This is a genomic window from Xenorhabdus szentirmaii DSM 16338 (assembly GCF_002632585.1).
Taxonomy (GTDB): Bacteria; Pseudomonadota; Gammaproteobacteria; order Enterobacterales; family Enterobacteriaceae; genus Xenorhabdus; species Xenorhabdus szentirmaii.
Genome location: NZ_NIBV01000002.1, coordinates 1880613 through 1893717, shown reverse-complemented (window position 1 = coordinate 1893717; position 13105 = coordinate 1880613). Strand labels below are relative to the sequence as shown.

General features: G+C 44.3%; 10 protein-coding genes. All 10 read left to right on the top strand.

All coding sequences use genetic code 11. The features are described 5' to 3' along the window. Nucleotides 1-267: 267 nt before the first annotated feature. On the top strand, nucleotides 268-1593 hold the full coding sequence (gene menF / locus Xsze_RS17930; RefSeq protein ID WP_244431758.1) for an isochorismate synthase MenF: 1326 nt from the start codon (nucleotides 268-270) through the stop codon (nucleotides 1591-1593). Between the two features lie 761 nt (nucleotides 1594-2354). Further along, nucleotides 2355-2885 carry a fimbrial protein gene (locus tag Xsze_RS17925; RefSeq protein ID WP_038235825.1) on the top strand — a complete coding sequence of 177 codons (531 nt, stop codon included), beginning with the start codon at nucleotides 2355-2357 and terminating at the stop codon, nucleotides 2883-2885. Between the two features lie 92 nt (nucleotides 2886-2977). Further along, nucleotides 2978-3670: a fimbrial biogenesis chaperone gene (locus tag Xsze_RS17920; protein WP_099139162.1), complete on the top strand. Its 693-nt coding sequence runs from the start codon at nucleotides 2978-2980 to the stop codon at nucleotides 3668-3670. Between the two features lie 63 nt (nucleotides 3671-3733). After that, nucleotides 3734-6274, top strand: coding sequence for a fimbria/pilus outer membrane usher protein (locus Xsze_RS17915; RefSeq protein WP_038235715.1), 2541 nt, complete (start codon nucleotides 3734-3736; stop codon nucleotides 6272-6274). A gap of 12 nt (nucleotides 6275-6286) precedes the next feature. Further along, the gene (locus Xsze_RS17910) at nucleotides 6287-7171 is read left to right on the top strand and encodes a fimbrial protein (RefSeq protein ID WP_038235717.1); all 885 of its coding nucleotides are present in this window, start codon (nucleotides 6287-6289) and stop codon (nucleotides 7169-7171) included. A gap of 182 nt (nucleotides 7172-7353) precedes the next feature. After that, complete coding sequence (menD, locus tag Xsze_RS17905) at nucleotides 7354-9036, top strand: 2-succinyl-5-enolpyruvyl-6-hydroxy-3-cyclohexene-1-carboxylic-acid synthase (protein ID WP_038235719.1); 1683 nt, start codon at nucleotides 7354-7356, stop codon at nucleotides 9034-9036. Next, a complete protein-coding gene (gene menH / locus Xsze_RS17900) occupies nucleotides 9033-9818 on the top strand; it encodes a 2-succinyl-6-hydroxy-2,4-cyclohexadiene-1-carboxylate synthase (RefSeq protein ID WP_244431759.1) in 786 nt (261 codons plus the stop codon). The genes menD and menH overlap by 4 nt, the downstream gene beginning before the upstream one ends. 12 nt (nucleotides 9819-9830) lie before the next feature. Continuing rightward, nucleotides 9831-10688 carry a 1,4-dihydroxy-2-naphthoyl-CoA synthase gene (gene menB / locus Xsze_RS17895; protein WP_038235720.1) on the top strand — a complete coding sequence of 286 codons (858 nt, stop codon included), beginning with the start codon at nucleotides 9831-9833 and terminating at the stop codon, nucleotides 10686-10688. Next, on the top strand, nucleotides 10688-11683 hold the full coding sequence (menC, locus tag Xsze_RS17890; RefSeq protein ID WP_038235721.1) for an o-succinylbenzoate synthase: 996 nt from the start codon (nucleotides 10688-10690) through the stop codon (nucleotides 11681-11683). Before menB ends, menC begins: the two co-directional genes overlap by 1 nt. Next, nucleotides 11674-13080, top strand: a complete 1407-nt coding sequence (gene menE, locus Xsze_RS17885; protein ID WP_244431760.1) for an o-succinylbenzoate--CoA ligase — start codon at nucleotides 11674-11676, stop codon at nucleotides 13078-13080. The genes menC and menE overlap by 10 nt, the downstream gene beginning before the upstream one ends. Nucleotides 13081-13105 lie beyond the last annotated feature (25 nt).

Below are 13105 nucleotides of genomic sequence, written 5' to 3'. Positions count from 1 at the left end.
TTTGAAAAACGATTGCGGGTATTGTTGCAGACCACGATCCCCGCTTCTTGGGATCGGTTCTTATACCCATTGGATCTCAAGGTGCAGTGCAGCAGTGAGGGAACATATTTCTGGGAGTGTAGATTGCGTATGTTAATGAAAACGCTGACCGTAGGGAGTACAGGCAGTAATGCCGCAAACTTGAAAGGCGAACGGCATAAGTGCTTTCATAATTCTCAATGGCTCGTATAATTCTGTTTTTTTATCAAGTTGTTAATGGGGAAAGAAGTGAACCACATTGCCGGTATCATCGCTAATGTATGCGAATATCTTAATCGAGAAAATATTAGCGAAGTTGGCATCCAATCATTTTCCTTTGCATTACCGGCGGGCAACAATGCTCATTGGTTAGAATGGCTCGCGACCCAGCAGCACTACCCACAATTTTATTGGCAGCATAGAGATGGCCATGAAGAAGTCGTTGCTTGTGGAAAAATTCGGTTATTCAGCAATGTTACTGATGCAGAGCAGTTTCTGCGGCAACATGGCCAATTTCCGCAAATGCGTATGTGGGGGTTAAATGCATGGGACAAAGTTGTCATGGCGCAGCACGGAGACGTGATTGGCGGGGAAAGTTATCTGTTTTTGCCAAGATTGGAAATGCGTCGCCATCAGGGGGAAAATCGTTTATACATTAATATTGATGGAAAAGCAGACATTGAAAACGCTTGCCAATTTCTCAACCAGCTTTTGCCCCCCGACTCTTTTTTACCCTTGCAGACAGCTATCTTGAAGGCCACTCATATACCGGAATCTGCACAGTGGAATATTCTGTTGAAAACCGCATTGGATGCTATTGAGCAGAACAAAATGGAGAAAGTTGTCATGGCAAGGAAGAGTGAGCTGAGATTAAACTCACCCTTGCAGGCCGCACAATTTATGGCGACCAGCCGTCAGGTCAATCATCGTTGTTATCATTTCATGCTTGCCTTTGGCCCTTACCATGCTTTTGTTGCTTCCACACCAGAGCGGCTTTATCACCGGAAAAAATTGCAGTTTTATACTGAAGCGCTGGCCGGTACTGTCGTCAATTCTGAAGATGATCATCAGGCAGAAGCGTTGGCGAAATGGTTATTGGAAGATAAAAAGAACCAGCATGAAAATTTGATTGTTGTGGATGATATTTGTCAGCGTTTGCAGGGAGGAGTGTCTCGCGTGGATGTTTCTCCTCCTGATGTGATCCGCCTGAGGAAAGTTCAGCATTTGCGCAGACCCATTCATGGGGTATTGACACAGGCCTGTGATAGTGATTGCCTGCGTCGCTTGCAGCCAACCGCGGCGGTTGCGGGTTTGCCCCGCGATGCTGCCCGGCAATTTTTGGCAGAACATGAACCTTTTAACCGTGAATGGTATGCGGGTTCGGCAGGATATTTATGTCTGGAAGAGAGTGAGTTCGCGGTTTCACTGCGTTGTGCGCATATTAATAATGACTTGTTATCACTATATGCAGGGGCGGGGATTGTTTCTGGTTCTGATCCGGAACAAGAGTGGATTGAAATAGAAAATAAGGCAGCAGGTTTGCGAACATTACTCACGAACAGGATTGATGAATGAGTGATTTTCAGGCTGCAATTTTTTGGTAAAGATGCAGCCTGAAATCTTGTCCTGAAAGTTTGAATGAATAAAGAGTGCATTGCATATGAATACGTTATTTATGTGAAAAATAATTTTTTTATAATTACTATAATCTTATTCTTAATTTTAATAGACAGTCATATTGTCTATTTAATCCTCAATTAATGTTATTTCTGCTCATTTCCTTTTTGATTCAATTTAATTACCTCGATTTACATTGTGCTTATTCCATTCTTATTTCACTGAATTCCTGTGGAAAAAATTACTTTTAAAATTTGATGGCGACAATGAAATAACTATATTGATCATTTAGTTGGGTTAAAAAAACAAAAGTAAAAGTCATGATTGACACTAATTATTAGCATGCTAATTATATATTATTTTTTTATTTATGATTTTTTAGCATGATATCTATCAATTACATCATCATATAATGTCATTTAGTAAACATTTAGGAAAATAATAGTATAAAGTTCCGAATATGAAAAATACACAAACCATTATGTTGATCTATACGATATTATCGCTATTATGATCTTGCCTTATTTAAGAAACGAGAACGACCCCATTACATGCCACGTAGGGGACGTAAACTTGTTTTTTTAAATTTAAAGGCAACTGCTGTAGATGCGTGATATTTGACGTTGAAACGGTCTATCGATTAATTAACTAGCTTTCCTTATCGTCTGTCATTAGGCGAAGGGATGTTTTATATATATTGACTAATGGGGTTTAATTTAATGAAATCTAAGCTGCTTATTTCTTCTCTTTTTGTAACGTCTTTATTTGCTGCCACTGCAAATTCGGCGGATGGAGTAATTAGATTTGAAGGAGAAGTAATACAGAATGCTTGTAAGGTTCATGGAGACTCTGCTGATCAAACTGTGGATATGGAAGCGGTTAGTGTGGGAGCATTTAAAAAGGTAAATGACACTGCATCACCAAGAAGATTCCAAATAAAATTGGTTGATTGCCCAGCAGAGATGAAAGAAAAGAATGTGACAATTAGATTTGATGGTCCGAGTGATTCTCATAACAGAGAGCTTTTGGCGTTAACTAAAGTAAGTAATGCCGCAACGGGAGTTGCCATTGGAATTTATGAAGAAGATACTCAGACCCGGGTTTCTGTCGCGGGAGATTCAAGCAAAAGCCCACTTCACCTGGGAGCGGAGCAAGAGTTGAGATTTGTTGCCAAATATGTCGCAACAAAAGATAAAGTTGGACCGGGCTCTGCAAATGCCGTAACTAATTTTACTGTGGTTTATAACTAATCTTTCAGTATTTTTTAAATCAGAAAAACCTAGCAGGGATGCTCAGGTTATTCAACTTAATATGGCCAATGATCTTTGGCGGAGAAACAGTCGTGTCTCGTTACCGTATATTATCTTTTGTTTTTTTATATTTTTTATGTTGCAATTTTTCTATTGCCGGTGTTGTTATTGGCGGAACCCGAGTTATCTATTTGAGTAACAAAAAAGAAGTGTCGATTTCGATCAGCAATCCTGAAAAAGACGTGGATTATTTAATTCAGAGTTGGATTCAGGATGATAATAATAAAACAAAAACACCTTTTATTGTTACACCGCCTTTATTTAAACTGTCAGCTAACAACGAAAATATTCTACGTATTGTGAGAGTGGGCAATGACTTGCCTTTGGACAGGGAATCATTGCTTTGGCTCAATATCAAGACAATTCCGGGGTCATTTGATTTAAATGAAAATACCAATCAGTTGTATATTGTCGTCAATTCAAAGCTGAAATTATTCTATCGTCCAGATCAACTTAAAAAGGATGCTGACATTGCGCATAAGCTACTTAAGTTCAAGCAAAATAATGGGTTATTGATAGCAGAAAACCCGACACCTTATTTTATTTCATTTTCCTCTCTCAATGTTGATGATCATGATATTAAACAGGCAGGAATGATAAAACCTTTTGGTCAAATGAGCTGGCCTTTGCCACTGAAAAATGCCAAAAAAGTGAGTTGGAAAGTCATCAATGATTATGGTGGTACAACACAGGCAGAGACTGCAAATATCCAGATTGGTGTCTAACGTCTAATAAGGGCATTTGTCTTTTTTATAGGTTTACTTAATTCTATTTTTATAAGTTTAAATATGTCAAAACATATCAGGTATAAATCTATCGAATGGGTATATCGTGGTAGATGTTGTCGGTTCTTATTTTTTGCATTCGTTGTTGCGGGGCATTTTTTTTATCATTTAACAGCAAATGCAGAAAATAAGTTCAATATCCATGCGTTGAAAATCGGCGGTATTCTGCCTGAGGATATTGATCTCTCAGCGTTTAATGAGGGTCATCAGTTACCCGGAAAATACTGGGTGGATATCTATTTAAACACAAGGAATACAGACAAAAAAAATATTGTTTTTATTTTAAAAAATGGCCGGTTACAACCAGAGATAACCATCAGGCAGTGGCGCGAAATGGGCGTCAGGGTTGATTCTATTCCTTCATTGGCAGCGTTACCTTCAGAAACAGTGATCACGGATATCAGTCAATATATTCCGTCTGCCAGTACCGATTTTGATTTTAATCAGCAACGGTTGAATATCAGTATTCCGCAGGCTGATTTGTCTTATCAGCCTAAAGATTATGTTTCTCCTGAATTATGGGATTACGGAGTCAATGCATTTTTGCTTAATTACATCTATAACGGTGCAACAAATTGGTCTGATAACCAGAAAACGACACGGAATAATTATTTGAATCTGAAATCTGGAGCGAACTGGCAGGCCTGGCGTTTACGCAATAACGCCATTTATTCTGATCAAGGCCATCAATGGAAAAGTATCAGCACCTATTTGCAGCGTGATATCCATTCTCTCAAGGGGCAGTTAGTTTTAGGGGATAATTTTACATCCGGTACTTTATTTGATGGCATTGAGTTCCGTGGAGTTCAACTGGCATCTGATGAGAATATGCTGCCGGATAGTCAGAAAGGGTTTGCACCGATTGTACGTGGCATTGCCCAAAGTAATGCACAAGTGACAATAAAACAGAATGGCTATGTGATTTACCAAACTTATGTTCCTCCGGGCGCATTTGAAATTAAAGATCTTTATCCCACCATATCCAGTGGTGATTTAGAGATTGTTATCAAAGAAGCCGATGGGCGCGAGAGAAAATTTACTCAGCCATTTTCTGTTGAACCGACAATGTTACGTGAGGGAAGCCTCAGATATTCACTCGCCCTGGGGCGTTACCGTTCGATCAGCCGCAATACCCGCAAGCCCTATTTTTCACAGGGAACGTTAATATATGGTTTGCACAATCGGCTTACAGCCTATGGCGGCACAATCTTATCCCATGATTATTATTCTGCTTTGTTGGGTTCTGGCGTGGATTTGGGCAACTTAGGTTCGGTTTCTTTTGATGCGACTTATGCCAGAACAGATCTGCCATTAAACCAAAAATCATCAGGGCAGGCCTATCGAATACGATATGCGAAAAATTTTTCACTGACAGGCACTTATTTCTTGTTGACGAATTATCGTTATCTGACAGAAGGTTTTCATGACTTTGCTGAAGCCAACCGCATAGGATACACCGGCCAGCTTTTTGAACATTCTAATGAAAAAAGCAAATTGCAATTGCAAGTCAGCCAGACCCTGGGGGATTTCGGACAGCTTTCTATTATCGCATCACAGCAAAATCACTGGATTCAGAAAGGTTATAACCGCTCAATTAATGCCACTTATAACATTAGCCACCAAGGTATCAATTATGGGGTGGACTATTCCTATAATTTGCGCCCCCATTCTGCCGGACATGAACAAATGTTTGCATTCAAGGTTCATATTCCACTTGATCGCTGGCTGAAAAAAAGCTGGGCAAGTTATGGCATCAATATCAATAGAAACAATCGGGTTGTACAGCAGGTCAGTCTTGCGGGGACGGCATTGGAGGACAATAACCTCTTTTACTTTGTACAGCAGGGATACGGCAACCAAGGTCAAGGCATGAGCAGTAATATCCGGGGAGAATATAAAGGTTCGTATGGTCAGATTTATGTCAGTTATAACGATCAATTCCACAGTAAGCAACATCAAAGCAGGCAATTAAATTACGGTATTAGCGGAAGTGCGGTTATTCACCCTTATGGCGTGACGTTATCTCAGGAATTGGGGGAAACGGCGGTGTTGGTACGGGCAAAAGGAGCGGAAGGGATCAAGATTGCAAATAATGCGGCTATTGCGACTGACGGAAGTGGTCATGCGGTTGTGCCATATGTCAGTCATTATCGTAAAAACCGAGTGGCATTAGAGCCACATTCATTCTCTGATGATATTGATATTGATGTGAATACACGGTCTGTTATACCAACAAAGGGGGCGCTTGTTTTGGCTGATTTTCAGGCCCGAAAAGGAAACAGGGTGTTGATGTATCTGACTCATCAGGGTAAGCCGGTGCCGTTTGGCGCGAAAGTGACACCAGAGCAACTGAATGGGATTGATAAAAAAGCTGACGCGATTGTCAGTAATGAAGGGCAGGTTTATCTCACGGCGCTACCGGACAAGGGAAGGCTAAACGCCAAATGGGGTTCGTCGGAGACGAAAACCTGCACGGTCAATTACATTCTGCCGCCAAAAAAACCTCAATCTGGTGTTTACACGCTGAATCTGAATTGCGAATAGGAGCAGGCGGATATGTTTATCGTTTATGGAAAATACCGATTATTGTCGGCTGCGACCGGGATAGTTATGGGATTGGCGATTAGCGCCTACAGTCAGGCAGGATCTTGCCGTTTTGGCCCTGGAGTGGTTGAGCAAAAGATATCGCTCTCATCCAGAACATTCCTTGTGCACAAGGATGCCAGCGTGGGAGAGGTCATTGGTTCTTATCCGGTAGCGACCATTGATATGAATCAATATGCTTGTGATGTTCTGAATAAAATAGAGTGGGAATTCAGCGGTTACCCTTTGACCCAGGATATCAGAAGCGATGATGTTCATGATTCCGGTATATCGGGAGTGGGGATACGGGTTAATTCTCAGTCGGGGGAAACGAAAGTTGAATTTGTGAAAACGAAACCCCTGACAGGCTCAGGCGTGATGCCGACGGGGATCATCACGGCTAAATTAGAAGGGAAAATGATATATGCTTTATATATCAATGAAATGAGATTTATTGCACCTAGCTGTTCGCTGAAAAAAGAAAATATTTCTGTGCCAATGGGTCAGGTTGGCGTTGCGTCTTTTTCAGGGGTAAACAGTACGGTAGGGGAAAAAAATTTCGAGATTAATTTGGTATGCAATACCCGAATGCCCATCGAAATCGTTCTGGATTCCATGGGAACAAATCATTCTGATGATGTGTTGCATCTTGATCAAAATGCCCATTCCGCCAATGGGGTGGGTTTCCAAATTTTGCATCAGGGGCAGCCCATTGCATTTAAATCCCCCATCAAACTTGGCATGAGCAGGGAAGGTGATTACTCCATTCCCTTCACTGCACGCTATATTCAGACCCAAGACCACATTACTGCGGGCAAGGCAGTGGCAACGGCAACCCTGAATATTGCTTATCCTTAAATCTCTTCCCACCTTACTACCCGGCATAATTTATTTTATGGCGGGTATTTTCGCAATTAAATGGCAATTCCTTGAAGTAGGATAAAGAAATGGTTTTTATCTGCATTGAGAGTATGAATGCCTTATATAATATCTTTTTATTTTTTGAATTTTGCTTTTGAAAAAAACTCCTTGGGCATCATATGTCAAACAGCGCATTAAACCGTCGTTGGGCGGAACTGTTATTAGAGGCTTTGACCCGCTATGGATTGCGCCATGTCTGTATTGCTCCCGGCTCCCGTTCTACACCGTTGACATTGGCTGCTGCTGAAAATCATAAATTAATCTGCCATACACATTTTGATGAACGCGGGTTGGGGCATCTGGCTCTGGGGCTGGCAAAGGCAAGCAAAGAGCCTGTGGCGGTGATTGTGACATCGGGAACGGCGGTCGCTAATTTATATCCTTCCCTGATTGAAGCGGGGCTGACAGGAGAACGGTTGGTTTTTCTCACCGCAGACAGGCCGCCAGAACTGATTGATTGTGGAGCGAATCAAGCCATTCGCCAGATAGGCATTTTTGCCTCCCATCCAGCCAGAGCACTTGCATTGCCACGCCCGACCATCGAAATACCTGCCAGCTGGCTGGTTTCTGCAATTGATAATGAGATGTCAAATCTGAAACAGGGCGCTCTGCATGTTAATTGTCCGTTTGCTGAACCCTTGTATGGCAATGAGAGGGAGAAGTATCAGGATTGGCAGCAAACGTTGGGAGAATGGTGGCAAGGGAACATGCCCTGGCTGGTGCAATCAGAGAGCTGTGCTGGCATCAAGATGGATGACTGGGATTTCTGGCGGCAAAAAAAGGGAATTGTATTGGCGGGAAGGATCAGTGCAGAAGAGGGAAAACAGGTTGCACTGTGGGCCAAAGAGATGGGTTGGCCATTGATTGGCGATGTATTGTCCCAAACCGGCCAGCCTTTGCCCTGTGCTGATTTATGGCTGAATCATCCCCGCGCTCAGGAGATTCTGGCTCAGGGGCAGCTGGTTATCCAATTTGGTGCCAGCCTGACCGGAAAAAGGTTGTTGCAATGGCAAGCCAAATGCCGGCCTGAGCAGTACTGGATTGTGGATAAAATTGCGGGAAGACTTGATCCGGCAAACCATCAGGGCCGTAAATTTACCTGTTGTGTGTCTGATTGGTTGCGGGAGCATCCTGCCTATACGTCGCCCGAGTCATTGTCTTGGGCTGATGAATTAGCGCTGTGGTCAAATAACGCATTTAAATGCGTTGACGCAAAATTGGCGGGAAAATTCAGTGAGGCGGCCATTGCCCATCAGTTGCACCAATTGTTGCCGGAACAGGGGCAATTGTTTGTCGGCAACAGCTTGATTGTCCGTTTAATTGATGCATTGGGGCAGTTGCCTGCCGGGTATCCCGTTTACAGTAATCGTGGTGCCAGTGGCATTGATGGGTTAATCGCGACTGCTGCCGGTGTACAACGTGCTGCCGGTAAACCAACACTGGCCATTATCGGCGATATTTCTGCCCTTTATGATCTGAACAGTCTGGCTTTATTGCGCCATCTTTCTGCGCCTTTGGTATTGATTGTGGTGAACAATAATGGCGGACAAATTTTTTCACTGTTACCGACACCGCAGAAAGTGCGGCAGCGTTTTTATTGCATGCCGCAGGATGTCAGTTTTTCCCACGCTTCAGCCATGTTCGGCCTGAATTATGCTGCCCCAAAAAATTGGCCGGAACTCCGGCAACAGGCTGAACGTGCATGGACGTGTAAAGAGGCAACATTGATTGAGATAAAAGTCGCTGGTAGTGACGGTGCAATGTGCCTGAAAGAATTATTAGAACAGGTAACGATATTGTGAAAGCGAATGTTGTGAAACTGCACAGTCAAACATTCCATTCACATCATCAGGGACCGTGGCTGGTTTATCTGCATGGATTGTTGGGAACAGGCGAAGATTGGCTTCCTCTGGTGCATACCTGCGATCAATATCCGTCTTTGATTATTGATTTACCCGGACATGGTGGTTCAACCGATATAACGATAACCGGCGGTTTTGCGGAAATGGATGAGTTGCTGGGGATGGCCTTATCGGAATATCAAATCAATGATTATTGGTTGATCGGATATTCATTGGGCGGGCGGATTGCCATGTACCATGCCGTTTACGGTCAGCATGATGGCCTGAAGGGATTGCTGGTGGAAGGCGGGAATCCCGGCCTGTTCTCCCAAGGTGATCGCAAGGCGAGGTTGCAGAAAGATCACCATTGGGCACATCGTTTCCGGCATGAAAAGATAGCATCCGTGCTGGATGATTGGTATCAGCAGCCGGTATTTGATGGCTTGACTGTCAGGCAGTGTGAGCAACTGGTTCACCTCCGCAGCCAGAACAAGGGAAATTGCATTGCTGATATGTTGGAAAATACCTCGTTAGGATGCCAACCCTGGCTGGTTCCTGATTTATTGCAACTGACGATACCTTTCGCTTACCTGTGTGGGGAAAAAGATACTAAATTTCAGGAAATAGCGAAACAGTATGCATTACCGTTAAAAACCATCCCGAAAGTTGGACATAATGCTCATTATGGCGCTCCTGTGGCTTTTTCTGCCGCAGTGAACCATTTTTTATCACTTTGTGGTTAAGGAAACCCAGTCATGTATTACCCAAGCGAAGAAAAACTGTATGCCCCTGTTGAGTGGCAGGATTGCTCTCAACAGTATGAAGATATTCTTTATCATAAGTCTTCAGAGGGGATTGCCAAGATCACGATCAATCGTCCACAAGTACGCAATGCGTTCCGCCCTCAAACCGTCAAAGAGATGATTCAGGCACTGGCCGAAGCTCGTTATGATGATTCTGTTGGCGCTATTATCCTGACCGGAATGGGTGAAAAAGCATTTTGTGCCGGAGGAGATCAGAAAATCCGTGGGGATTATGGCGGTTATAAAGATGACAGCGGGGTACATCACCTGAATGTATTGGATTTTCAGCGCCAGATACGCACTTGCCCGAAACCTGTTGTTGCAATGGTTGCCGGATATGCCATTGGGGGAGGGCACGTATTGCATTTAATGTGTGACCTGACGATTGCGGCAGATAACGCTATTTTTGGTCAGACAGGCCCGAAAGTCGGCTCTTTTGACGGAGGTTGGGGAGCTTCTTATATGGCGCGGATCGTAGGGCAAAAGAAAGCGCGCGAAATCTGGTTCTTGTGTCGTCAATACAATGCAGAAGAAGCGTTGAATATGGGATTGATCAATACCGTCGTACCTTATGTTGAACTGGAAAGAGAAACAGTTCGCTGGTGTCGTGAAATGCTGGAAAACAGCCCGATGGCGTTACGTTGCCTGAAAGCGGCATTAAACGCAGATTGTGACGGTCAGGCCGGTTTGCAGGAGCTGGCGGGGAATGCCACGATGCTGTTCTATATGACGGAGGAAGGGCAGGAAGGACGCAATGCATTTAATGAAAAACGTCACCCTGATTTCAGTAAATTCAAGCGTAACCCATAATGCGCAAAGCAACGTTATATCAATTCAGTTTGCCAATGGAAGCAGGCGTGATCTTGCGTTATCAGCGCCTGAAAACCCGGGATGGCCTTTTAGTTCATTTGCGGGAAAATGGGCGGGATGGCTGGGGGGAGATTTCCCCGTTACCTGAATTCAGCCATGAAACGCTGGATCAGGCTAAAGAATCAACGCTGGAATGGCTTCAGCAGTGGTGTCATAACCCTGTGCAAGATACGATGCAACCGGAAGATAGCGCTCTTCCTTCTGTGGCATTTGGTGTCAGCTGTGCATTAGCTGAACTGAACGGTGAGTTGCCTGAGGGCGCTGATTATCGTAAAGCCCCCCTGTGTACCGGAGATCCTGATGATGTGATCTTGCGTTTGGGAAGTCTGTCCGATCATAAAATTGCAAAAATGAAGGTTGGCTTATATGAAGCGGTCCGTGATGGCATGGTTGTGAATGTAATGCTGGAAGCCGTTCCCGATCTTCAACTGCGATTGGATGCTAACCGTAGTTGGACACGTTTGAAAGCTGGGGGGTTTGCCAAATATGTTAATCCGGATTATCGGCAGAGGATCGCTTTCCTCGAGGAACCATGCAAAACCCGTGAAGAATCGTTGGCATTTGGCCGTGAAACCGGTATTGCCATTGCTTGGGACGAAAGTGTGCGTGAAGCTGGTTTTACAGTAGAAGCTCAGGACGGGGTTTCTGCCATTATTATCAAACCGACGTTGGTGGGAAGTCTTGCCCGTTGCCGCCAATTGATTTCTGAAGCACATCAGTCAGGGCTGGAAGCCGTGATTAGTTCCAGTATCGAAACGAGTTTTGGTTTGACACAATTGGCCCGTTTGGCGCACTGGCTGACGCCGGATTCGGTTCCCGGCTTGGATACGCTGGATCTTATTCAGTCACAACTCATTCGTTGCTGGCCAAATAGCACTATTCCGTGTGTCACACAGGAGCAGCTGGAAACCGTGTGGAGCGATGAATGTCTGTAACAAACCAGACAATGACTGAATGGACGGAATGGCCATGGCAGCATTGGGCGGCAGTTTATCCTGAGAAGCCGGCCATACAATTATATGGTGATGAATTAACCTGGCTGCAATTAACAAATAAAATTAACCGGATTGCGGCTAATTTCCGTCAACAAGGGCTTGCTGAAGGATGCGGCATCCTTCTTAGGGGAAAGAATGGTTCGGGAATATTATTGTGCTATTTAGCCGCCTTACAATGCGGGGCAAGAGTATTGCCCCTCAATCCCCTGTTACCCGACACGTTATTGTCAGAATTGTTGCCTCATCTCAATATGGATTACGGCATTGATTTCACTGATTCTCCGTCATCTGCGATTCAGGCAAGAAAAATTGATTGGCTTCAGGAAGCAGCTGTGATGCCAGAGCAAGGGGGATCATGGGATAATTATCGTCCTGCCAGTGTGATCTTAACGTCAGGCTCATCTGGATTGCCCAAGGCTGCCGTACACTCTGTTCGTGCCCATCTTGCCAGTGCTCAGGGAGTTCTTTCCTGCATGGATTTTGGACCTGATGACAGCTGGCTGCTTTCGTTGCCGTTATTTCATGTTTCCGGTCAGGGAATACTCTGGCGCTGGTTACAAACAGGCGCGAAATTGGTGTTGAGAGGTTTACAGCCATTGGATCGGGCACTATCTGGCTGTACCCATGCGTCACTGGTGCCGACCCAGCTCTGGCGATTGCTGGGGCAGCCTCGCCAGTATCCATTAACCTTAAAAGAGGTATTGCTGGGGGGGGACACAATACCAACGGCATTGACCCAAGAAGCTGAACGGTTGGGCATTCGTTGTTGGTGCGGTTATGGCCTGACAGAAATGGCATCAACGGTTTGTGCCAAGCGTGCGGATGAACGTTCTGGCGTGGGTAATTCACTTCCCGGAAAATCCATTCGGTTAGTGGATGAAGAGATTCAGATCCGTGCTGACAGTATTGCCAGCGGTTATTGGTTTGATGGAAAATTGCTTTCTCTGACCAATAAAGAAGGATGGTTTCCGACGCGTGACCGAGGGGTGTTTGAGCTGGGAGAGTTGCGGCTCCTGGGGCGACTGGATAACCAGTTTTTCAGTGGCGGAGAAGGCATTCAGCCCGAAGATATCGAGCGAGTTATTAACCAACATCCTTTAATAGAGCAAAGTTTTGTTATTCCCGTTCCTGATGCTGAATTCGGTCATCGGCCAGTTGCCGTCATTGATACACAAAACCCAAAATTGCTAGAAACGCTTATTGATTGGCTTTCAGATAAACTTGCACCTTTTCAACGCCCGATTGCCTGCTATCTTTTACCTCAGCGGCTAAAAAATGGCGGGATAAAAGTTTCACGCCGGCAGGTTAAGCAATGGGTATCAGAATTGAGTGAGTAATCAACGTATTTACATATCTTGATAA

Coding starts and splice junctions, on each gene's coding strand:
- menB (WP_038235720.1), top strand. CDS start 9,831: ATGTATTACCCAAGCGAAGAAAAACTGTATGCCCCTGTTGAGTGGCAG.
- Xsze_RS17915 (WP_038235715.1), top strand. CDS start 3,734: ATGTCAAAACATATCAGGTATAAATCTATCGAATGGGTATATCGTGGT.
- Xsze_RS17910 (WP_038235717.1), top strand. CDS start 6,287: ATGTTTATCGTTTATGGAAAATACCGATTATTGTCGGCTGCGACCGGG.
- Xsze_RS17925 (WP_038235825.1), top strand. CDS start 2,355: ATGAAATCTAAGCTGCTTATTTCTTCTCTTTTTGTAACGTCTTTATTT.
- menD (WP_038235719.1), top strand. CDS start 7,354: ATGTCAAACAGCGCATTAAACCGTCGTTGGGCGGAACTGTTATTAGAG.
- menC (WP_038235721.1), top strand. CDS start 10,688: ATGCGCAAAGCAACGTTATATCAATTCAGTTTGCCAATGGAAGCAGGC.
- menE (WP_244431760.1), top strand. CDS start 11,674: ATGTCTGTAACAAACCAGACAATGACTGAATGGACGGAATGGCCATGG.